The organism is Microbacterium sp. 67-17 (assembly GCF_001898325.1).
In the GTDB taxonomy this organism is placed as follows: domain Bacteria; phylum Actinomycetota; class Actinomycetes; order Actinomycetales; family Microbacteriaceae; genus Microbacterium; species Microbacterium schleiferi.
The window spans coordinates 52,934-73,499 of sequence record NZ_MKTR01000034.1 but is presented as its reverse complement, the minus strand read 5'-3'; the positions used below and the strand labels follow the sequence as shown (position 1 = coordinate 73,499).

At 66.5% G+C, this 20,566-nt stretch carries 19 protein-coding genes; 13 read left to right on the top strand and 6 right to left on the bottom strand.

What is annotated here, in order from left to right:
* Positions 1-440: 440 nt before the first annotated feature.
* Positions 441-1,805: a chromosomal replication initiator protein DnaA gene (gene dnaA, locus BGO47_RS13485; RefSeq protein ID WP_292713179.1), complete on the bottom strand. Its 1,365-nt coding sequence runs from the start codon at positions 1,803-1,805 to the stop codon at positions 441-443.
* 350 nt (positions 1,806-2,155) lie between these two features.
* Between dnaA and rpmH the strand changes: the two genes are divergently transcribed.
* The 9 genes from rpmH to BGO47_RS13440 all read left to right on the top strand — a co-directional run bounded on the left by rpmH (position 2,156) and on the right by BGO47_RS13440 (position 7,744).
* Positions 2,156-2,293: a 50S ribosomal protein L34 gene (gene rpmH / locus BGO47_RS13480; RefSeq protein WP_193597422.1), complete on the top strand. Its 138-nt coding sequence runs from the start codon at positions 2,156-2,158 to the stop codon at positions 2,291-2,293.
* Entirely contained in the window at positions 2,241-2,636 is a 396-nt protein-coding gene (gene rnpA, locus BGO47_RS13475; RefSeq protein WP_344678532.1) for a ribonuclease P protein component, read from the top strand. The genes rpmH and rnpA overlap by 53 nt, the downstream gene beginning before the upstream one ends.
* Entirely contained in the window at positions 2,633-2,983 is a 351-nt protein-coding gene (yidD, locus tag BGO47_RS13470; protein WP_292712671.1) for a membrane protein insertion efficiency factor YidD, read from the top strand. The genes rnpA and yidD overlap by 4 nt, the downstream gene beginning before the upstream one ends.
* A gap of 6 nt (positions 2,984-2,989) precedes the next feature.
* A complete protein-coding gene (yidC, locus tag BGO47_RS13465) occupies positions 2,990-4,147 on the top strand; it encodes a membrane protein insertase YidC (RefSeq protein ID WP_292713177.1) in 1,158 nt (385 codons plus the stop codon).
* Between the two features lie 15 nt (positions 4,148-4,162).
* Positions 4,163-4,675 (top strand): R3H domain-containing nucleic acid-binding protein, encoded by a 513-nt coding sequence (locus BGO47_RS13460; RefSeq protein ID WP_292712669.1) that lies wholly within the window; start codon positions 4,163-4,165, stop codon positions 4,673-4,675.
* Positions 4,676-4,699: 24 nt separating this feature from the next.
* Positions 4,700-5,326, top strand: coding sequence for a 16S rRNA (guanine(527)-N(7))-methyltransferase RsmG (gene rsmG / locus BGO47_RS13455; RefSeq protein ID WP_292712667.1), 627 nt, complete (start codon positions 4,700-4,702; stop codon positions 5,324-5,326).
* Between the two features lie 130 nt (positions 5,327-5,456).
* A complete protein-coding gene (locus BGO47_RS13450) occupies positions 5,457-6,428 on the top strand; it encodes an AAA family ATPase (protein WP_292712665.1) in 972 nt (323 codons plus the stop codon).
* Positions 6,428-7,357 carry a ParB/RepB/Spo0J family partition protein gene (locus tag BGO47_RS13445; protein WP_292712663.1) on the top strand — a complete coding sequence of 310 codons (930 nt, stop codon included), beginning with the start codon at positions 6,428-6,430 and terminating at the stop codon, positions 7,355-7,357. Before BGO47_RS13450 ends, BGO47_RS13445 begins: the two co-directional genes overlap by 1 nt.
* A 48-nt stretch (positions 7,358-7,405) precedes the next feature.
* Positions 7,406-7,744, top strand: a complete 339-nt coding sequence (locus tag BGO47_RS13440; RefSeq protein WP_292712661.1) for a tryptophan synthase subunit alpha — start codon at positions 7,406-7,408, stop codon at positions 7,742-7,744.
* A gap of 102 nt (positions 7,745-7,846) precedes the next feature.
* On the opposite strand, the gene trxA is transcribed toward BGO47_RS13440, so the two are convergent.
* The 4 genes from trxA to BGO47_RS13420 all read right to left on the bottom strand — a co-directional run bounded on the left by trxA (position 7,847) and on the right by BGO47_RS13420 (position 13,112).
* Positions 7,847-8,170 (bottom strand): thioredoxin, encoded by a 324-nt coding sequence (trxA, locus tag BGO47_RS13435; protein ID WP_292712659.1) that lies wholly within the window; start codon positions 8,168-8,170, stop codon positions 7,847-7,849.
* A gap of 64 nt (positions 8,171-8,234) precedes the next feature.
* Positions 8,235-9,218 carry a thioredoxin-disulfide reductase gene (gene trxB, locus BGO47_RS13430; protein WP_292712658.1) on the bottom strand — a complete coding sequence of 328 codons (984 nt, stop codon included), beginning with the start codon at positions 9,216-9,218 and terminating at the stop codon, positions 8,235-8,237.
* 106 nt (positions 9,219-9,324) lie between these two features.
* Complete coding sequence (gene murJ, locus BGO47_RS13425; RefSeq protein WP_292712656.1) at positions 9,325-10,923, bottom strand: murein biosynthesis integral membrane protein MurJ; 1,599 nt, start codon at positions 10,921-10,923, stop codon at positions 9,325-9,327.
* Positions 10,920-13,112 carry a DUF6049 family protein gene (locus BGO47_RS13420; RefSeq protein WP_292712654.1) on the bottom strand — a complete coding sequence of 731 codons (2,193 nt, stop codon included), beginning with the start codon at positions 13,110-13,112 and terminating at the stop codon, positions 10,920-10,922. The genes murJ and BGO47_RS13420 overlap by 4 nt, the downstream gene beginning before the upstream one ends.
* Positions 13,113-13,211: 99 nt before the next feature.
* Here BGO47_RS13420 and BGO47_RS13415 point away from each other — a divergent pair, with 99 nt between their 5' ends.
* Together BGO47_RS13415 and BGO47_RS13410 are read left to right on the top strand one after the other, a co-directional pair.
* A complete protein-coding gene (locus tag BGO47_RS13415; protein WP_292712653.1) occupies positions 13,212-14,762 on the top strand; it encodes a methyltransferase in 1,551 nt (516 codons plus the stop codon).
* A 54-nt stretch (positions 14,763-14,816) separates the two neighbouring features.
* Positions 14,817-16,259 (top strand): CCA tRNA nucleotidyltransferase, encoded by a 1,443-nt coding sequence (locus tag BGO47_RS13410; RefSeq protein WP_292712651.1) that lies wholly within the window; start codon positions 14,817-14,819, stop codon positions 16,257-16,259.
* Between the two features lie 97 nt (positions 16,260-16,356).
* Here BGO47_RS13410 and cofD read toward each other — a convergent pair whose 3' ends face one another.
* Positions 16,357-17,367, bottom strand: coding sequence for a 2-phospho-L-lactate transferase (gene cofD / locus BGO47_RS13405; protein WP_292712649.1), 1,011 nt, complete (start codon positions 17,365-17,367; stop codon positions 16,357-16,359).
* A gap of 106 nt (positions 17,368-17,473) precedes the next feature.
* Here cofD and BGO47_RS13400 point away from each other — a divergent pair, with 106 nt between their 5' ends.
* Both BGO47_RS13400 and BGO47_RS13395 read left to right on the top strand, forming a co-directional pair.
* Positions 17,474-18,838, top strand: a complete 1,365-nt coding sequence (locus BGO47_RS13400; protein WP_292712647.1) for a GAF domain-containing protein — start codon at positions 17,474-17,476, stop codon at positions 18,836-18,838.
* A gap of 148 nt (positions 18,839-18,986) precedes the next feature.
* The gene (locus tag BGO47_RS13395) at positions 18,987-20,537 is read left to right on the top strand and encodes an aldehyde dehydrogenase family protein (protein ID WP_292712644.1); all 1,551 of its coding nucleotides are present in this window, start codon (positions 18,987-18,989) and stop codon (positions 20,535-20,537) included.
* Positions 20,538-20,566: the final 29 nt, after the last annotated feature.

Here is a 20,566-nt window from a genome sequence, read left to right as displayed (position 1 = left end):
CGATCCGGTTGGGCTCTCCCATGCTAGTGCCCACATGTCTTGTGACCTCAAGAGATCCGCTGGGCTCACGCTGAGCCCCGAGCCGCACTTAAGGTCATCGAACCGGATTCATTTCAAGAAGTTCTTTGTCATGGTGTTAACGCCTGTGGAAACTGGGGATGAATCTCCCGATCCCTTGTGCCGAGCCGAAACCACATTCGTGTCATTTGTGGAGGGGCTGCGGATGAGTTGCGTGAAGCGGTGTGCTGGAGCTCACCGCTTCCGCCCGTGTTCCACAACCGAGAGTCGCTTCACTCACAGCTGAGAGCGCTGCTTCCACACTTATCCACAAGTTATCCACACTGTGGGGAACGCGTATTTTTGTGCCCGCGATAGCGCTGTGTCAAGTGAGAATCCATGAGGCTCCTATGAGCCCCAGATTGCGCGTGTGAGAGGACGCCTCAGCGACCGTTTCGACCGAGCTGAGCGGTGATCTCGGAGACCTGGTTGTAGATCGAGCGCCGCTCCTTCATGAGGTCGCTGATCTTCTTGTACGCGTACATGACCGTCGTGTGGTCGCGGTTTCCGAAGAGTTGACCGATCTTGGGGAGCGAAAGACTCGTGCGTTCGCGGCACAGATACATGGCGATCTGTCGAGCGGTGGCGACTGCCTGCGAGCGGCTCGATCCGTACAGGTCATCGACCGAGAGCTTGAAGTAGGTGGCGGTGGCCGCGATGATGTCGGTCGGCGAGACGACGTTGGCGTCATCTTGATCGATGATGTCGCGCAGCACGGTTTGGGCGAGCGAGATGTCCAGGCTCGAGCGATTCAAGCTGGCAAAGGCCGACACCCGGATGAGCGCGCCCTCGAGTTCACGGATGTTCGACGAGACCGCGGTGGCGATGTACTCCAGCACGTCGTCGGGAATGTGGAGCCGCTCGCTCTGCGCCTTCTTGCGCAGGATCGCGATGCGGGTTTCGAGGTCTGGTGCTTGAACGTCTGTGATGAGCCCCCACTCGAACCGGCTCCGCATCCGATCTTCGAATCCGGTCAGGTGCTTGGGTGGCACGTCGCTGGTGATCACCACTTGCTTGTCGTGATCGTGGAGCTGATTGAAGGTGTGGAAGAAGGCTTCCTGGGTCTCTGCGCGGCCCTGCAGGAACTGGATGTCATCGATGAGCAGGATGTCGACATCCCGGTACCGAGCCTGGAAGGCAGCGCCGCGGTTGTTGGCGATCGAGTTGATGAAGTCGTTCGTGAACTCTTCGCTCGAGACGTACCGAACTTTGATGCCGGCATAGAGGCTGATCGCGTAGTCGCCGATTGCGTGCAGGAGGTGGGTCTTGCCGAGGCCTGAGTCGCCATAGATGAACAGCGGGTTGTACGCCTTCGCGGGAGCTTCCGCGACGGCGACTGCCGCTGCGTGGGCGAACCGGTTGGACTGGCCGATGACGAAGTTGTCGAAGGTGTACTTCGGGTTCAAGCGCGTGTCGGTGCGTGAGGAGGTACTCGTCGATTCGACGGGTTCCTCGGCAGCGCGGTGCACGGATGCCGAGGGCGGTGCCGCCAACGGCATGACCGCCGTCAGGTGAGACTCGGCAAGGTCAGGATTCACGACGACACGGAAGGCCGACACGCTCTCACCCCTGCCATCTTCTGCGTGCGCGAGCGCCTCGAGGATCGGCGCGCGCATCCTCTTGTTGATCTGCGCGGCGGTCAGTTCGTTCGGAACATCCAGGTAGAGGGTGCCCCCCATGACGCCCTGAGCTACCGCGAGATTGAGGAACCCCTCCAGCTGCGGGGTGATCCGATCGTCTCCACGCATGATCTCTAGCGCGGCGGTCCAGACCGGAACATCCGGAATCTCCTGGGTCGACATGGCCCCCCTCAGGCTTCAGCGGCATCGGTGCGGCGAGCCCGTCCCCGGCTGTGGATAACTTTCGGAGCAACGGTAGTCAGCGGCATCCGTCAGCGCAAAATCAACTGTAGACGCGACTCGCGTGTCGTCTCCAGATGGTGGATGACGCTGGGGATAATGTCCCTTTGCCTCTGCTCGGTTTGAGTTCGAGCGCTGCGCGACGTACCCTTAGTCGGTTGACTTGTGCCCTCGTGGCAGTCCCCGATTCATCGTCCCGGTGTGAGCATCCCGGCGACACCTCATCCGGAAGTGATCTCATGAGCAAGCGTACGTTCCAGCCCAACAACCGCCGCCGCGCCAAGAAGCACGGCTTCCGCGCCCGCATGCGCACCCGCGCCGGCCGTGCCATCCTCTCGGCTCGCCGCGCCAAGGGTCGCAGCGAACTCTCGGCCTGACCTCACAGTGCTTGCGCGCGCCCACCGGATCACCCGGGGCGCGGACTATCGTTCCGTCGTCCGCAGGGGCCGCCGGTGTGTGGCTGCGCACCTCATGAGTTACACGACGGTGTCAGTGGATGCCGGTCCCGCTCGGTTCGGCTTCATCGTGAGCAAGCAGGTGGGTTCAGCGGTGGCACGCAATACCGTGCGTCGGCGGCTGAAGGCAATCAGCGCGGGTCTCGTGGATGAGATTCGCCCGGGCTCGCAGGTCGTCATCCGCGCCTTGCCCGCTGCAGCCGACGCGCCGTACGAGGTGCTCGCGGGCGAGGTCAAGCGATGCCTCACCGGAGAGCACCGATGAGTGAGTTGCCCTCGTACGCCCTCGGTCATGCGCACCTTGATGCTGTCGATGCAGCGCGTGCGCTCCCGCTTGTTCCTCGTAACGCTGTGCTCGCTTTGCTACACGGGTACCGCGCGACGATTTCCCACCTGTACGGCGATGTGTGCCGGTACTATCCCTCGTGCTCGGCCTATGCCGTGGGTGCTGTGCAACAACACGGCGCTCTCAAGGGAGCGGCGCTCGCGGCGGCACGGCTGAGCAGATGCCACCCGTGGGCCCAGGGCGGCGTCGACGACGTTCCGCCCCACGAGCACTTCCGATTCGATCTCACCCGGCACGGGTTCGTCGTGCCACGCAGAAAGGACTGATCCTTGCTGGATCTCCTCGCCAGTGCGACACCCTCCCCGTCCCCCACCGCGGCGGCTGGAGGCGGCTTCGACCTGTTCGCGATCATTCTGTGGCCGCTGAAGTGGGTCGTCGAACTCATCCTCGTCGCGTGGCATTGGCTCTTCACTGCGATCGGACTGCCACCGGCGGACGGCATCACCTGGGTACTCGCGATCGTCGGGCTCGTCGTGGTCGTGCGCGCCGCGCTCATCCCGCTGTTCGTCAAGCAGATCAAGTCGCAGCGCAAGATGATGGAGATCGCTCCGGAGCTGCGGAAGATCCAGGACAAATACCGCGGTAAGAAGGACCAACTCTCGCGAGAGGCCATGAGTCGCGAGACGATGGCGCTCTACAAGAAGCACGGGACGAGCCCCGTCTCCGGTTGCCTTCCACTGCTGGTGCAGATGCCGGTCTTCTTCTCGCTGTATTCGGTGCTCAGCAGCGTGAAGGTCAACGCGGAGCTGGGTCTCGGTGGCGTCGGAGCCCTCAGCCCCGAACTTACGAAGCAGTTCTATGACGCTTCCCTCTTCGGCGTCGCATCGCTCCACGAGACCCTCATCGATGCCTGGAACACGGGTAACACCCCGGCGGTCATGATCCTCGTGGTGCTCGTGGTGCTGATGATCGCGTCGCAGTTCTTCACCCAGCTGCAGATCATTTCGAAGAACCTCTCCCCCGAGGCAAAGACCGGCCAGGCCTACCAGATGCAGCGCATCATGCTGTGGGTACTTCCGTTCGCGTTCGTGTTCTCGGGCGTCTTCTTCCCGCTCGGTGTTGTTCTGTACTGGTTCACGAGCAACATCTGGACGATGGTTCAGCAGTTCATCGTCATCCGTGAGATGCCGACCCCGGGATCCGAGGCCGCGAAGCAGCGCGAGGAGCGACTGGCTCGGAAGGGCAAGGCGATCGACTCCAGCGGCAAGGTCGTTCCGATGGACAAGTACCTCGCCGAGCAGCAGCGACTTCTGGAAGAGGCCGAGAAGACCAAGGCTCAGGCCCCGAAGCGTGAGCAGCCGATGAGCAAACAGCGCGCGAAGAAGCAAGGCCAGCGGCCGACGGGCGGGACGAATTCCCGGCCACAGAACCAGCGTCCACCAGGCAGTGCGGCGGAGGGCTCATCACCCACCCCGGAACCGAACAACTAGGAACAGAGGGTGGAGATGACAACGACCCCCGACACCGCTTCGTCTCGCGCAGAGGCGACCATCGAAGACCTGGAGCAGGAGGGCGACGTCGCCGCCGACTTCCTCGAGGGCCTTCTCGATATCGCAGACATCGATGGCGACCTCGCATTGGATGTCCGTAATGGTCGCGCGTACGTCTCGATCGAGCGGGACGGCGGAGAAGGAACCGCCGGCCTCGGCGCTCTGTCCGACCCGACGACCGTGCAGGCGCTCCAGGAGCTCACGCGTATTGCGGTCCAGAATCAGACGGGTCGTTTCTCCCGCTTGATCCTGGACATCGGCGGGTCGCGCGACACGCGGCAGCGAGAGCTCGACACTCTTGTCGACCGCGCCGTAGCTCGGTTGGACGAAGGAGCCTCGCAGGCTTCACTTCCGCCGATGTCCAGCTATGAGCGCAAGCTCATCCACGACCTCGTTGCTGAGCGTGGCTTGGTCTCGGAGTCGTACGGCGAGGGCGCCGAGCGGCACACCGTCATCCGCCGCGCGTAAGTGCATGTTTCACGTGAAACATCGATGAGCACCCTTGAGGCCGAGCCTTCGGCAGCGGCAGACCTGTTTGGCGACCGGATCGGCCTCGCGCGCGCATTCACCGCTGCGCTGGCAGACCAGGGCGAGACCCGGGGACTCATCGGTCCCCTCGAACTGCCGCGGCTATGGACGCGACACGTTCTGAACAGTGCGATCGCAGCGCCGCTCTTCGAGGGGCACGCCGCGGACATCGGTTCGGGTGCGGGACTCCCCGGGATCGTGTTGGCCATCGCGCGTCCCGATGTCAGGTGGACGCTGGTCGAACCGATGGAGCGTCGCGTGGCCTGGTTGATGGAGCAGGCCGATGTACTGGGGCTCGGCAACGTCGTGGTCGTTCGCGCACGCGCCGAAGAGTGGACTCCCGAGGAGCCGGTGGATGTCGTCACGGCTCGTGCCGTGAGCGCACTTCGCACACTGATCCCGATGACAGCTCCTCTCGTGCGTCCCGGGGGCAAGCTGATGCTGTTCAAAGGTCGGGGCGCTGAGGCGGAGATCGATGCCGCGCAGAAGCAGATCCGTCGATACGGACTCACCGAGGTCGGGGTTCTCACCCTCGGCGAGGGTGTCCTCGACGAGACGACTCGTGTTGTGCATGCCACCGTGGGTGGTTGAGGGCGTGAAGCCGTGACGAACTCAGCCCGCATGTTTCACGTGAAACGTTGAGTCCCCGAGACCGGCCCGGGGTCGAGTCGTAAGCCGCACATAGAGTAGAGAAGCCCATGACCCGATCGGAGCGTTTCACGTGAAACACGACGAGGATCCCGCGACGGACTCGTTCTATGACACCCCCTTGGCGCGCGAACTCGCAGACCTCACGGCACGCCGCCGAGCCCTCGATTCCATCCCGATGGCGTACTCGGGTAGGCGACGCATCTTCACGGTGTCGAACCAGAAGGGTGGGGTCGGTAAGACCACGTCAACCGTCAACCTCGCAGCCGCGTTCGCGCACATGGGCGCCACGGTGCTGGTCGTCGACCTCGACCCGCAGGGTAACGCGTCCACCGCGCTCAGCATCCCGCACAACGCGGAGACTCCGAGCGTCTACGACGTCCTCGTCGAGGAGCGACCACTGTCTGAGGTCGTCCAGCAGAGCCCCGAGTCCCCCAGGCTCTTCTGTGCTCCGAGCACGATCCACCTCGCGGGAGCGGAGATCGAGCTCGTTTCGCTCGTGGCTCGCGAGCGGCGGCTGCGGACGGCATTGGAGAAGCACCTGTCCACGACGGGCACGGATATCGACATCGTGCTCATCGACTGCCCGCCCTCCCTCGGGCTGCTCACCATCAACGCGTTCACCGCGGCCGATGAAGTCCTCATTCCCATCCAGTGTGAGTACTACGCGCTCGAGGGGCTCAGCCAGTTGATGGGAACGGTGTCGATGATCCAAAGACACCTGAACCCCACACTCACGCTCTCGACGATCCTGCTCACGATGTACGACGGCCGCACTCGCCTCTCACAACAGGTGGCTGATGAGGTTCGTGCGCACTTCGCGGATCAGGTGCTCACCACGGTCATCCCAAGGTCGGTTCGCATCTCGGAGGCGCCGAGCTTCGGGCAGACTGTGATCGCCTACGATGGGCAGTCCGTCGGGGCAGTGGCGTATCGCGAGGCTGCCGTCGAGATCGTCCGGCGCGATCAGCGCCCGGATGTCGCGAACGGGGAAGCCGCTGGGATATCTGCGCGCGACCGTGGCGCTGAAGAGAGGGACGCGTGATGGCCAAGCGAACGGGACTCGGTCGAGGAATCGGCGCTCTCATCCCCACCACCGATCAGGGCGAGAGCCGCCCCGTGGACGTCTTCTTCCCCGAAGCACCCCCTGCCGAGGATCTCGTCACGGTGCCAGGAGCCCGACTGATCCACGTCGACCCGAACGCGATTGTCCCCAATCCGCGGCAGCCACGCACGAACTTCGACCCGGATGAACTCGCAGAACTTGTGCACAGCGTGCGTGAGTTCGGCGTGCTCCAGCCCGTCGTTGTCCGCGATCGTGGCGATGGGACCTATGAGCTCATCATGGGTGAGCGTCGCACCCGGGCCTCTCGGGAGGCGGGCCTTGACTCCATCCCGGCGATCGTCCGCGACACCGCAGACGAGAACCTGCTGCGAGACGCTCTGCTCGAAAACCTGCACCGCTCGCAGCTCAACCCGCTCGAAGAAGCCTCTGCCTACCAGCAGTTGCTCGAGGACTTCGGCATCACGCAGGAGGAGCTCGCGGGGCGGATCGGTCGGTCGAGACCCCAGATCAGCAACACGATCCGCCTGCTGAAGCTTCCGATCCCCGTGCAGCAGCGCGTGGCGGCCGGTGTGATCAGCGCAGGTCACGCCCGCGCGATCCTGTCGGTCGAAGGCGATGATGCCATGGCCCGCCTCGCTGACAAGATCGTCAACGAAGACCTTTCGGTGCGAGAGGCTGAAGCTGCAGCGAAGGGCGCGGCATCCGCCGGACGAAAGGCGGCCAAGCCACAGGCTGGCGGCCGCCGTGGTCACCTCGACGAACTCGCCGAGCGGCTCGGTGACCGCCTCGACACCCGCGTGAAGATCACTCTGGCCGCGAAAAAAGGGCAGATCAGCATTGATTTTGCAAGCATCCAGGATCTGAACCGCATTCTCGCGGAACTCGGTGTCGATGGCTTCGGGTCCTGATCATCCACATCCGGGCGGCCGGGGCTCAGGGCGACGTACGCTGGAGTTATGACGCGCGAGAATTCGGCCCCGACCCGTCGGGCGAGTCTCGAGCTGCTGCGCGCTGAAGCGGCTGACGAATTGTCGGTGCTCGTCGAGGAAAGGCTGCGAGCGGGTGAAGATCCGTGGGAGTTCATGGAGGATCTCCCCACGGTGGACGAGCTCGTCGTTTTGATGCTGCGGGCCGAGAACATCCTGACCACAGGGTTGCCCTCCACCGGCATCCGGCATTACCGCGTACTCCGGCAGATCGCACTGGACTATCCACCACTCACCCGCGCCGTCTGGCGCCTGCTGGGCTCGTCGCGGCACCGTACCTGGGATTCACTGCTTCCCGACGTTCCCTGAGGAAGTGCGTCCTCGCGTGAGGCGCAGAGCGCAGATGTGCCCAACAATGACGGATGCCGCAGCCCCGTGAGGGAACCGCGGCATCCGTGTCAGAGCGGCAGATCAGCCGATGAACTCGGCGAGATCTTGCTCGAGTGCGTACTTCGGCTTCGCGCCGATGATCGTCGTCTTGACCTCGCCGCCCTGGAAAACCTTCATGGCGGGGATCGAGGTGATCTGATACTTCATCGCGAGGTCGGGGTTCTCATCGACGTTGAGCTTGAGGATGGTGATCTTGTCGGGGTGCTCGGCCTGGATCTCGTCCAACACCGGGGCGACCATGCGACACGGGCCGCACCAGGCTGCCCAGAAGTCGACAAGAACGGGGCCATCGGCTTGCAGGACATCCTGGTCCCACGTTGCCGAGGTGGTTGCAGCGGCAGTCATGTGTTCTCCTTCGTCAAAGCTTTCGGTTGTGAAAACGCGTCAGTGGCGACGATTGTTCCGGCGCTCAGGCCAGAGCCTCGCTGGGGACGTCGACAGGCTCGTCAGGCAGCGGGTCGGTGGCGTCCTCGAGCAGGGCGGCGAGGTAGTGCTCAACGTCCAGGGCAGCAACCGCGCCCGATCCGGCGGCGGTGACTGCCTGCCGGTAGGTGGGGTCGATCACGTCACCGGCCGCGAAGACACCGGGAAGCGACGTGCGCGAAGAACGGCCTTCGAGCTGGATGGTGCCATCTTCTGTGAGTTCGAGCACGCCGTGAACGAGGTGCGTGCGCGGGTCGTGGCCGATCGCGACGAAGATCCCGTCGAGCGCGAGCTCGGACGTCTCGCCGGTGGCGGTGTTGCGCAACGTGGCACCGGTTACCTGGTCGCCGCCGCTGATGTCGATGATCTCGCTGTTCAAGATGAACTCGATCTTCTCGTTCGCGAACGCGCGATCCTGCATGATCTTCGATGCGCGCAGCTCATCGCGGCGGTGAATGATGTACACCTTTGAGGCGAATTTGGTGAGGAACGTCGCCTCCTCCATGGCGGAGTCGCCACCGCCGACCACCGCGATCACGCGCTCGCGGAAGAAGAACCCGTCGCAGGTCGCGCAGTACGAGACTCCGCGGCCCGAGAAGGTCTTCTCGCCCTCGATGCCGAGCTTGCGAGGCGCGGAGCCTGTTGCGAAGATCACGGCGTGAGCTTCGTGCACCGCTCCCGACCCGAGGGTCACGGACTTGACCGGGCCGTCGAGTGACGCGGAAACGACGTCGTCGTAGACGATCTCAGAACCGAATTTTTCTGCCTGGACCTGCATTTTTGCCATGAGGTCAGGACCCATGATGCCTTCGGGGAAGCCGGGGAAGTTCTCGACCTCAGTGGTGTTCATGAGCTCACCGCCGGCCTCGACCGAGCTTGCGATGACGAGCGGCTGGTGCCCACCACGGGCCGCATAGATTGCTGCGGTGTATCCGGCAGGGCCGGACCCGATGATGATGACGTTGCGCATGAGCGACCCTTCGTTGCGGTTCCGGATGCTTCAACACATGCTATCCGCGCGACATTCCCCAGGCCCGGTTACCGGGAGCGTCACCCACCGTTCAGGTGAGAGACGGTCACCGTCGCGAGCTGATCCGCCGGATCGTCTGCCATGCCGCGGTGAGCTCGGGAACGCGCAGCAAAGCGAGGATGCCGATATAGACCGCCAGGGCGACGACGCCGATCAGAGCCGAGCCGAGTGCGCCGGTGAACTGATTCTGGAGCATCCAGCTGGTTTCAGCGCCGGACAGAAGGTACACACCCCAGCCCACCAGTCCGGCTGGCACGGCAGCCGCGGCAAAGAGCGCAAGGGACGGCATCCATCGTCTGATTCCGATGCGGGAGAGGCGGCGACGGAGGAACCAGGTGGCCAGGGCCAGCTGGACGCACACCGCGAGAGACTGACCGAGCGCGATCCCGGCGGTGACGAACGCTGTCGGCAGGTTCAGTGCGAGCACCGCCGTGATGATGACGATGCTCGCCTGCACGAGGGTGAAGAAGAACGGGGTTCGGGTGTCGTTGTAGGCGTAGAAGACGCGCCCGATGATGAACAGCACGGTCTGGGGGATGAGCCCGACGAGGAAAGCGAGCAGCACCCACGACGCATCCACTGCGTAGTCCGCCGTGGTGGTGAAGATTCGGGAGGCCGGTACTGCGGCGGCGGCGAGGACCGCGGTGGAGATCACCATGAACAGGCCGAGAAGACGGATGCTGCGCGCGATGTCGGCGCGGACCTCTTCGTCACGGCCGGCGGCTGCGTGCTCGCTCAGCTGCGTGAAGTAGGGGGTACCGATCGACAGGACGAACACCGAGAAGGGCAGCATGTACAGCAGCCACGCGTTGGCGGCGACGGTGGCGGCCGGAGCGTCACCCGACACGACCGACATGATCTGGCTCTGCACGATCCCCGCGACCTGACCGACCACGACCATGAGGAAGGTCCAGCCTGCGAGGCGTCCGATGTTGCGAAGGCCCACGCCTCGCCACGCGAAGTCGGGGCGCAGGTGCAATCCGGCCCGCACCCAAAAGACCATGAGTACGGCCGCCTGCACCACGATGCCGAGGGTGGCGGTGCCTGCGAGCAGCGCGATCATCGTCGGTGTCCAGTCGGCGACCTCCGTGACCGGGCCTCCGAAGATCACGATGAAGACACCGAAGCCCGCGATCGAGATGACATTGTTGGCGATCGGCGCCCACGTGAACGGGCCGTAGACGCGCCGGGCATTGAGAATCTCGCCGAGGAGGGCGTAGAGCCCGTAGAACAGCAGCTGCGGGATGCACCAGTAGGCGAACGCGGTAGCGAGAGCCAACTGGTCGGGCGTGAACTGTGACGCGTACAGCTGCACGAGCAGAGGAGCTGCGATCGTGCCGATGGCAGTGGTCGCAACGAGCGCGACGGTGCCGAGAGTGAACAGCTTCGAGATGAACGCGCGACCGCCGTCGGCATGCGCGGCGGCCTGCACGATCTGTGGCACGACGACCGCTGTCAGCAGGCCCGTCGAGATGATCGCGTAGAGGTTGTTGGGCAGCTGGTTCGCGATTGTGAAGGCGTCGGCTGCGCGGCTGCCCACGGAGCCGACGGCTGCGACCAACACGACCGAGCGAAGAAACCCGGTGAGCCGCGACACGAGCGTACCGGCGGCGATGAGGGTGCTCGCACGCCCAATGGAACTCACGACTGCTCCTCCGCTGCGGTGCTGTCGGCATCCGTCGCAGCCTGAGCATCGTCTGTTTCGGGGCCCTCTGCTTCAGGGCCCTCTGCTTCGGGACGGCGACGGATGCGACGGACCGTTCGGATCGCGCCGAGAGCGAGGAACGCAGCCGCCAGAACCGACAGGATGATGAGCCCGATCGTCTCCCAGTCGGCGCGCACGTTGACTTCCAGCGACTGGTCATCGCCGATGGGAACGCCCGTGGGGCTCGTCAGCGACAGATCAACCTGGACGGTTCCGCTGCCAACCCGTGCTTTAACCGGGAGCGAGGCCCGCGTGCTCTGCTGCGGTCCGATCTCGACCTCGATGCTCTCGGTGACCTCGAGCCGCAGGTCGTCGCTGTTTGCGTGCAGGGTGACGGTGACGGGGTAGGGCAGGTCATTCTTGATACCTACGGGGATCTCGGCGTCGGCGGCGACCAGTTGAATCGGGCTCGGCGGCAGGATCGCAACCGACGACAGAGTAGCCTCGGTGGCCGCGGCGTGGGCATCGAGAGCTTCCTCCCACGCGGCATCCTGCCCCGCCCAGCCGAGGCCCAGGAGCTGCAGGATCTCAGCGCGTTCGACGCCGGTCAGCAGCAACGGGTCGGCGATGACACTGGCGAAAGACTCGACGCGTTGCTCACCGTCGAGCAGCGCGGGCACGGCCTCGACCCGCGCTGTCTCGAGGGGTTGGTCGGCGATGGACACCTCGCTCGGTTCGCTGCCGATGAGGGTGTTGAGTCCGCGGGGCTGGGCACCCGGCAAGGTCTGAGCGCCGTCGATGGCGGCCCGCAGCGCAACGGCATCGCGGGTCGGGTCGCGGTCGAGGGCGACGACCGTTGTCGTTCCGGTCAATGGGAGAGTCTCGAGGGCGGACGCTTCAGCAAGGGCTGCCGCGCGGTCCAGGGCGTCGGGGCTGGCCGCCGCCGCCGATAGTGCGGCGCTCACATCGGCATCCGCGACCAGCAGGCCGGCGTTACCTGCGCGGGCGTGAGCCGTGGGCGAGGAGGTCGCGATGGCCGTCGTATCGGTGAGCGTGATCGCGCCACCGGTGCCGAGTGCCGCGACGACGTCGGCAGTTACCGCGTCGGGCCACCAGATGTCGGTCGTCGCGCCGACGTCCAGGAGCTCATCGAGGGTGGGTAGCCCCGACTCGTCATCCGTGTCGGATCCGGACGGCGTCGCGGCGCCGGTTGGTGTGGGGTTTGGCTTGGGATCGTTTCCCGAGAAGCCGGCCGGGTCGATGTACGCGGCAAGCGAGGTCGGTGCCAGCGGCGGCACAATCCCGGCGGCGACCTGGGCGGAGGGGTCGGCGTCGCCGAACTGCAGCGCGAACCGATCGTTGGGGAGCGCGTCGAAGCGTGCGAGCCAGTCCCGCGCCGTCGCCGGGGCGGTCGTGCCGAGGACGCGGATCGCGGCGAGGATCGCGGGATCGATCGCGATGATCGCGTTGGTCCCTTGGATGCCGGCGAGTGCTGCCGTCAGTGCGCCGTGCTCCGCGGTCAGTGATGCCAGTGCGTCGGCGCTGAGCAGACCTCGTCCTGTCGGCGGGGCAGTAATTGGCACGATGACCGCGACATCCGCCGCAGCTCCGGTGGGGACGACGAACACTGACGACGACTGCAGTGTTCGCCCCGCGACCGTGGCGCTCGCGAGCACGGGGTAGACGCCGGGGGTGCGGTCGGTGAGCACCGGGTCGCTTGCCGGGACGCGCACGATGGCGCTTGCTCGCTCGCCGGCCGCGGCAGGATCGAGCGAGGCGGTCCCGACGGTCGTCGTCGCGCGCTCTTCGAGGGGCGAAGTGAGCCAGTTGTCGACATCCGTCCTGGTTGAGAGGGGTTCCGTGCCGATCGCGACGGACACCTGCGTTGCAGCCAGGGGCGCGGACCCGGCCGTGAGACCGAGCGAGATAGCCAGGGAGTCGCCGGGTGAAACGACGCCGCCCGAGAGGGGAGCTGCGACCAGCTGAGGATCGACGGCCGTTGCGGTCGGGGTCGGCGTTGCGGCGGCGGCAGCGGGTGCGGTATCCGTTGCGAGTCCGCCAGCTGCCAGAAGCACCCCGATTGCGACCGTTGCCGACAGGCGCCGAACGAGTCGCGCAAGGCCGGTGCGGCGGCGCGGCACAGGGCGGCCGGGAGGCACGGATGCGGGGAGCGGGGTGGGCGCGGTCATGTCGTGTCGCGGGACGACCGCTGATCGTGCGGATCCCGCCGGAATTCTACGGTCCGCGGCTCGGAGCATCCCGCAGGCCGTCCGCGCTTGAATGGATCCGTGACGTTCCCCCTTCATCCCAACCCCACGATCTGCGCCGCCCTGGCGTCTGACCTGACCGCCGCCGGCTTCACCGCTGAGGCCCTGCGTAACGCCTGGGGTTCTGTCGGTGACGCCGCAATCGGGCGCGGGCTGCGCGGGCCAGCAGGGCGTGCGCTCGCGGGACGCGACGACGCTCTTGCGACGCTCGCGCGCCTGCTTGGCCTCGGGATGCCGCAGCCCGTGACTGCCGTCGATGCCGCACTCCCGCGGACCGGCGCGGCAGGACTCGTCTTGCTCGGCCTCGCGATGGTCGACGGTGACACTGCCACGCCGATCGCCCTCATCAGACCGCAGGAGTGGGGTGGCGAGGCGGATGCCGGTGCCGGCGAGTGGTGGATAGCGAGCGATCTCGACGAAGCTGCCCTCGAGGGCGCGTTGCCGACCGACCACGTGCTCGGAGTCGGTGGAGCGTCACTGACCCTGGCGGGCCTGCAGCTGCCTGCGCCGGCGGGGCGCGTGCTTGACCTCGGCGCCGGATGCGGCATCCAGGCCCTTCGTGCCCGCCTCTACGCCGACGAGGTCGTCGCCACTGACATCTCGACCCGCGCGCTGGGATTCGCCAGCCTGACTGCCGCGCTCAACGGCGTCGACGGCATGGAGGTGCGCCACGGCAGTCTCTTCGACCCGGTTGCCGGCGAGCGGTTCGACCGTGTGGTCTCCAATCCGCCGTTCGTCATCACGCCACGCGGTGCAACCGCCGACGGTGTGTCGGCTCCCGCCTACGAATACCGCGACGGCGGCGCGGTGGGTGACGACCTCGTCCGACAGGTCGTGACAGGAGTGGCCGATGTGCTTGCCGACGGCGGGATTGCGCAGCTCCTGGGTAACTGGGAGTACCGCGACGGTCGCGACGGCCTCGATCGTGTGCGGGAATGGGTGGCGGCGGCATCCGTGCCGATGGATGCCTGGGTCATCGAACGCGAGATCCTCAGCCCCCTCGATTACGCGCAGCTGTGGGTGCGGGATGGCGGCACGCCGCCGGGCTCACCGGAATACGCTGCGCTCATAGACCTGTGGCTGCAGGACTTCGAGGGCCGCGGAGTGACCGGCATCGGTTTCGGCTACATCCTGCTGCGCCGGCCCGGCTCGGGCACTGCGCCCCTGTCACGTTTCGAGCGCGTGAGCTCGCCCGCTCCGCAGGAGGGGCTCGGCGCGGATCTTGCCCGGGCCCTCGCGGTGCACGATGTGCTGGGCGCCCGCGATGACGTCGGGCTTGCGGCCTCAGCGTTCACGACCGCGCCCGATGTCACGGAGGCGCGCCACTTCGTTCCCGGCGCCGAGGACCCGACAGTCATCGAGCTGCGCCAGGGGCGGGGTTTCGGTCGAACGCTCACCGTCGACCCGGGTATCGCGGCGCTCGTCGGCGCGTGCGACGGTGAGCTTCCGGTCGGGGTGCTGATCGATGCGATCGCTGAGCTCCTCGAGGTGGATGCCGCGGCACTTCGCGCCGACCTGCTGCCCCGCGTCCGCGAACTCGCCTTCCTCGGCTTCCTCGACCCCGTCGCCTAGGCCGCCGCGCAGCGGACTCCAAGACGCCGAACCCCCACCGGTAGGCTCGAAGCCATGCTGAACATGGCTGAGGGTGTCGCGCGCCTGGGCGCCCTCGCCACCTCTCCCGTCGTCGCTGCCGTTGCGGTGGCGTTCGAGGAAGCGGGCTTCGAGCTGGCGATCGTCGGCGGTCCCGTTCGCGATGCGCTGCTGGGCCGAACCACGCATGATCTCGACTTCACGACGAATGCGCGACCCGACGACATCCTGCGCATCGTCGCACCGCTGAGCACCGCCCACTGGGACATCGGGCGCGACTTCGGCACGATCGGGGCGCGGATTGCGCTTCCCGGTGGCGGTGCTGAGCAGGTGGAGATCACGACGTATCGGGCCGACAGCTATGACGGCGTGACCCGCAAACCGACCGTCGAGTTCGGTGACACGCTCGAAGGCGATCTGGTGCGGCGCGACTTCACCGTCAACGCCATGGCGCTGCGGGTTCCGTCGCAGAAGCTTGTCGACCCGTCCGGCGGAGTCGAGGACCTCCTCGGGCGGCGACTGCGAACGCCGGCCGATCCCGCCGTGAGTTTCGGCGACGATCCGCTCCGGATGCTGCGCGCCGCCCGGTTCGCGTCCCAGCTGTCGTTCGACGTCGATTCCGAGACGGTTTCGGCGATGCAGCGGTTGCGCGAGAGCATCCGGATCGTCAGCGCTGAGCGGATCCACGGCGAGCTCGTGCGTCTCATGCAGACCGATGACCCGTTGCGCGGCATCCGTCTGCTGGTCGAGACGGGGCTGATGGAGCAGTTCCTGCCCGAGGTCCCGGCGCTGCGGCTCGAGATCGACGAACACCACCACCACAAGGATGTCTACGAGCACTCGCTCACGGTCGTGCGTCAGGCGATCGAGCTCGAGCACGAGCGGCATCCGGATGCTGCCCCCGACGTGCCGCTGCGGCTTGCTGCGCTGCTGCACGACATCGGCAAGCCCGCTACGCGCCGCCTGGAGCCGGGCGGCGGGGTGACGTTCCACCACCACGACATCAAGGGCGCGCGGATGGCGCGTAAGCGCCTGAAGGAGTTGCGGTTCGATGCGGCGACGATCGACACGATCACGACGCTCATCGAGCTGCACCTGCGGTTCTTCGGGTACGCGGAGGGGGCGTGGACCGACTCCGCGGTGCGGCGATATGTGCGGGATGCCGGCGATGAACTCGAGCGCCTGCACATCCTGACCCGCGCCGATGTGACGACCCGCAATAAACGCAAGGCTTCGCGTCTGGCATCCGCGTACGACGACATCGAACGACGAATCGCTGAACTTGCCGCGCAAGAGGAGCTCGACGCGATGCGCCCCGAGCTCGACGGGAACCGCATCCAGGAGGTGCTGGGCATCGGTCCCGGCCGGGAGGTCGGCGAGGCTTACCGGTTCTTGCTTGACCTGCGGCTGGACGAGGGAGTGCTCGGCGAGGCCGAGGCCGAGAAGCGCCTACGCGAGTGGTGGTCAGCCCGGGGCTGATCCCGGACCAAAGCTCCCACCGTTCGACTGTCACAGAACGCTGATTTCGAGCCCCGCAAGACGCAGTCTGTGACAGCGGAACCGGGCGATGAGGGCGTCAGCGGAGGTCGCGCGCGAGCGCGATGGCGTCGCCGGCCAGGGCGGCCGAGGTGTCGGCATCCCGCATCCACAGCGGAACCGCGCGGGTCGGGATGCCGTCCGCGACGAGTCCGTCGACGGATGCCGCGTCCTCCTCCGCGACGAGCCAGCCGTCCAGCACGCCACCGGCGCCGCGGGCGCCATCCGCGCCGCGAGCTGCGTAGTGGCGGGCGACGGCTGCGGCATCCGTGTCGACGCCGATGGCGGTGAGGCAGGCATCGGCCATACCGCGTACGACCCTGCCGCCGATGACCGGCGCGACCCCGACAACCGGAGCGGATGCCGTTCGGAGCGCGTCGCGCATCCCCGGAATGCCGAGGATCGGCCCGATCGAAACGACGGGGTTTGAGGGGGCGATCAGGATCACGTCGGCATCAGCGATGGCTTCGAGGGCCCCGGCGGCCGGTCGCGCCGTCTCGATTCCGGCGTTCTCGAAGCGCACCGCCGGGATTGTGGCACGGTGCCGGGTCCACCATTCCTGAAAGTGCATGCGCTGACCGTCGGCGGTGTGCACGTGGGTGTCGATCTCGTCCTCGGTCGCCGGAAGGAGCGTCGCTCCGAGAGGCCAGCGCGTCCCGAGCCGGCGGTACACCTCGCTGAGCGGCACCCCGCTTCGAAGCCAGGCGGTGCGCGCGATGTGCACGCCGAGGTCGAGGTCACCGAGGGTGAACCAGTCGGGTGTCACCCCCCAGGCCTGAAGCTCCGAGGCGACTCGCTCGGTCTCGTCGCGCCGACCCCATCCCCGGTCCTGGTCGTTCTGACCGCTCAGCGAATACAGCAGTGAGTCGTGGTCGGGCGCGATCCGCAGACCCGCCAGCCACCAGTCGTCTCCGGTGTTCACGACGACCCGGATGTCGTGGGCGGCATCCTCGGGAAGGCCTCGCGCTGCGGCATCCCGGCGTGCCCACTCGCGGACGCCGCTCACGAAACGCGCTCCGCCGACACCGCCAGAAAGCACCGTGATCTGCACGCAGCCACGCTACCCGGCGACAGCGCGTGCCGCCGCGCCTACACTGGACGGCACCGGCGCGCACAGACGCTCGCGCCCATCACGATCAGTGCCGATCGGAGTCCGCATGCCCTCGCCGTGGTCCCCCGGGTCGGGTACCACCCCCGACGCCTCGAGGCTGATCATCGAGCGCGCCCGCGAGGAGTTCGTGCTCGGAAACGACACTGACGCGCGGGTCGGTGATGTGCGAGGCGTCGTGCGCGAAAGCTGGCGGCGTTCGCGCGACGGACGTGTCGGCGTCGAGGGTCTTCCCCCGCTCGCGCTGAGCGCCGAGGAACTCGAACTGCTTCGGGCGCAGCATCCGCTCGGTTCGGTCATGGACATGATCCGGGGACTGCTGATCCCGGGAGCGGCCGAGGACTCGGGCGTGATCGTCGCGGTCGGGGATGCCGCCGGACGGCTGCTGTGGGTCGAGGGAGACCGCACGTTGCGATCCCTCACCGGTGACATGGGGTTCGTGCCCGGCGCCGACTGGTCAGAGAAGGCTGTCGGGACCGCCGCCCCCGGGACCGCGCTCGCGCTCGACCGGTCGGTGCAGATCCGCGGCGCAGAGCACTTCAACCGACTCGTCCAACCCTGGTCGTGCACCGCGGCGCCCGTCCATGACCCTGAGACGCGTCGGCTCCTCGGGGTCATCGACGTCACCGGAGACGACCCAGCCGCGTCGGCCCAAGCCCAGCTTCTGGTGGACGCGACAGCCCGCGCCGTCGAGGGTGAACTGCTCCTTGCGCGTCTCCGGGAGCGGGCTTCCGGCGCGCGGCGCACGGGGGAGACGGCCGAGGTCGAGGCACCCAAGCTTCGGCGAGCCCGGCCGGCTTCGGCATCCGTCGTGGCAACCCTTCGCGTGCTCGGTCGAGATCGCGCCCTTCTCGAGACCCTCTCAGACGGACACCTGCGGGTCAACGAGCTCACCACGCGCCACGCCGAGATCTTGCTGTGCCTTGCGACCCACCGCCAGGGCGTCTCGGCCGAAGCCCTCGGTGAACTCGTGTACGGCGATCCGGATGCGGGAACGACCCTGCGTGCCGAGATGGTGCGGTTGCGCAAGATCCTCGAGCGGATCGCGCCCTCGCTCGCTCCGCAATCCCGTCCCTACCGCCTCACGATGCCACTCGAGACCGACGCGCATCAGCTGCTCTCGCTTCTTGACCGGGGCGCGCACCGGGTCGCGCTCGCTGCCTATCGCGGCGATGTGCTCCCCGACTCGGCAGCGCCGGGCGTCGAGGAGTTCCGAGACACCGTGCGGGTGACGCTCCGAGAAGCGCTGCTCGCGGAGGCGAGCCTGGATGTGTTGCTCGCCTTTGCCGACACGGATGCCGGAGCCGACGATGTCGAGGTGCTTCGCCTGTGCCTGTCCATGCTCCCAGCGCGTTCCCCCAAGCGCGCTGGCCTGGTTGCCCGCATCGATCGTCTCGAGCGCGCCGAACCCTGACGCGCCACGCTCGGCAACGCCGGGAGCGCGGCATCCGTTTCACGTGCAACGGATGCCGGCAGAAGGCCTGCAACGGAATGCAACCTTGCCTCACCTACCGTCGACCCATCGCGACGACGGCCGTCGCGCGCAGTCGAAGGAGACTCACATGACGATTGTTGAAGAGGGCGTCTCAAGCGTGTACGCCGCCCCCGGCCAGCGCGGGGCGCTCGCCGACTACCGGGCCCGCTACGGCCACTACATCGGCGGCGAGTTTGTCGAACCGCTCAAGGGCCAGTACTTCGAAAACATCACCCCCGTCACCGGCAAGCCGTTCTGCGAGGTCGGCCGCGGCACCGTCGAAGACATCGACCGGGCTGTGGATGTCGCATGGAAGGCGTTCCAGAGCTGGAAGCGCACCACTCCCGCCGAGCGGGCGAACATCCTCAACAAGATCGCCGACCGCATGGAGGCGAACCTCGAGTCCATCGCGGTGGCCGAGACCTGGGAGAACGGCAAGCCCGTCCGCGAGACGCTCGCCGCCGACATCCCGCTCGCGATCGATCACTTCCGATACTTCGCCGGGGTGCTCCGGGCACAGGAGGGATCGCTCAGCCAGATCGACGAAGACACCGTCGCCTACCACTTCAACGAGCCGCTGGGCGTGGTCGGTCAGATCATCCCGTGGAACTTCCCGATCCTCATGGCCACATGGAAGCTCGCCCCTGCGCTGGCTGCCGGCAACTGTGTCGTGCTCAAGCCCGCCGAGCAGACGCCGGCGTCGATTCTGTTCCTGTTCGACATCATCGGTGACCTGCTGCCGGCAGGTGTCGTGAACATCGTCAACGGCTTCGGTATCGAGGCAGGTGCCCCGCTCGCGCAGCACAAGGGCATCCGCAAGGTCGCCTTCACCGGTGAGACCACGACCGGGCGCCTGATCATGCAGTACGCCTCGCAGAACCTCATCCCGGTGACCCTCGAGCTCGGTGGCAAGAGCGCGAACGTGTTCTTCGAGGATGTCGCCCGCGAACGCCACGACGACTATTACGACAAGGCTCTCGAGGGCTTCACGTTCTTCGCCCTCAACCAGGGTGAGGTCTGCACCTGCCCCTCGCGCGCGCTGATCCAGCGCTCGATCTACGACCAGTTCCTTGGCGACGGCCTGGAGCGGGTCGGCAAGATCGTGCAGGGCAACCCGCTCGATCCGGCCACGATGATCGGCGCGCAGGCATCCAACGACCAGCTCGAGAAGATCCTGTCCTACATCCAGATCGGCAAGGATGGCGGGGCCAAGCTTCTCGCCGGTGGCGAGCGCGTCGACCTCGGCGGCGAGCTCAGCGGCGGCTACTACGTCGCCCCGACGGTGTTCGAGGGCACCAACGACATGCGGATCTTCCAGGAAGAGATCTTCGGCCCGGTCGTTTCGGTCACCTCGTTCGACGGGTTCGATGACGCCATCCACATCGCCAACGACACCCTCTACGGTCTGGGTGCGGGCGTGTGGAGCCGGTCCGGTGACACCGCGTACCGCGCCGGCCGCGCGATCGAGGCAGGACGTGTCTGGACGAACACGTACCACCAGTACCCGGCTCACGCCGCGTTCGGTGGCTACAAGCAGTCCGGCATCGGTCGCGAGAACCACCTGAAGATGCTCGACCACTACCAGCAGACCAAGAACCTCCTGGTCTCCTACGCCGAAGGCCCCATGGGCTTCTTCTAAGCCGGACACGAGTCGTGAGACGGGACCTC

Bases quoted from the DNA above. Each gene is read 5' to 3' on its own strand.
- dnaA (WP_292713179.1), bottom strand. From the start codon at position 1,805: ATGCGTGGAGACGATCGGATCACCCCGCAGCTGGAGGGGTTCCTCAAT.
- rpmH (WP_193597422.1), top strand. From the start codon at position 2,156: ATGAGCAAGCGTACGTTCCAGCCCAACAACCGCCGCCGCGCCAAGAAG.
- yidD (WP_292712671.1), top strand. From the start codon at position 2,633: ATGAGTGAGTTGCCCTCGTACGCCCTCGGTCATGCGCACCTTGATGCT.
- BGO47_RS13445 (WP_292712663.1), top strand. From the start codon at position 6,428: ATGGCCAAGCGAACGGGACTCGGTCGAGGAATCGGCGCTCTCATCCCC.
- BGO47_RS13440 (WP_292712661.1), top strand. From the start codon at position 7,406: ATGACGCGCGAGAATTCGGCCCCGACCCGTCGGGCGAGTCTCGAGCTG.
- BGO47_RS13410 (WP_292712651.1), top strand. From the start codon at position 14,817: ATGCTGAACATGGCTGAGGGTGTCGCGCGCCTGGGCGCCCTCGCCACC.
- BGO47_RS13460 (WP_292712669.1), top strand. From the start codon at position 4,163: ATGACAACGACCCCCGACACCGCTTCGTCTCGCGCAGAGGCGACCATC.
- BGO47_RS13420 (WP_292712654.1), bottom strand. From the start codon at position 13,112: ATGACCGCGCCCACCCCGCTCCCCGCATCCGTGCCTCCCGGCCGCCCT.
- BGO47_RS13395 (WP_292712644.1), top strand. From the start codon at position 18,987: ATGACGATTGTTGAAGAGGGCGTCTCAAGCGTGTACGCCGCCCCCGGC.
- BGO47_RS13400 (WP_292712647.1), top strand. From the start codon at position 17,474: ATGCCCTCGCCGTGGTCCCCCGGGTCGGGTACCACCCCCGACGCCTCG.
- rsmG (WP_292712667.1), top strand. From the start codon at position 4,700: ATGAGCACCCTTGAGGCCGAGCCTTCGGCAGCGGCAGACCTGTTTGGC.
- trxB (WP_292712658.1), bottom strand. From the start codon at position 9,218: ATGCGCAACGTCATCATCATCGGGTCCGGCCCTGCCGGATACACCGCA.
- trxA (WP_292712659.1), bottom strand. From the start codon at position 8,170: ATGACTGCCGCTGCAACCACCTCGGCAACGTGGGACCAGGATGTCCTG.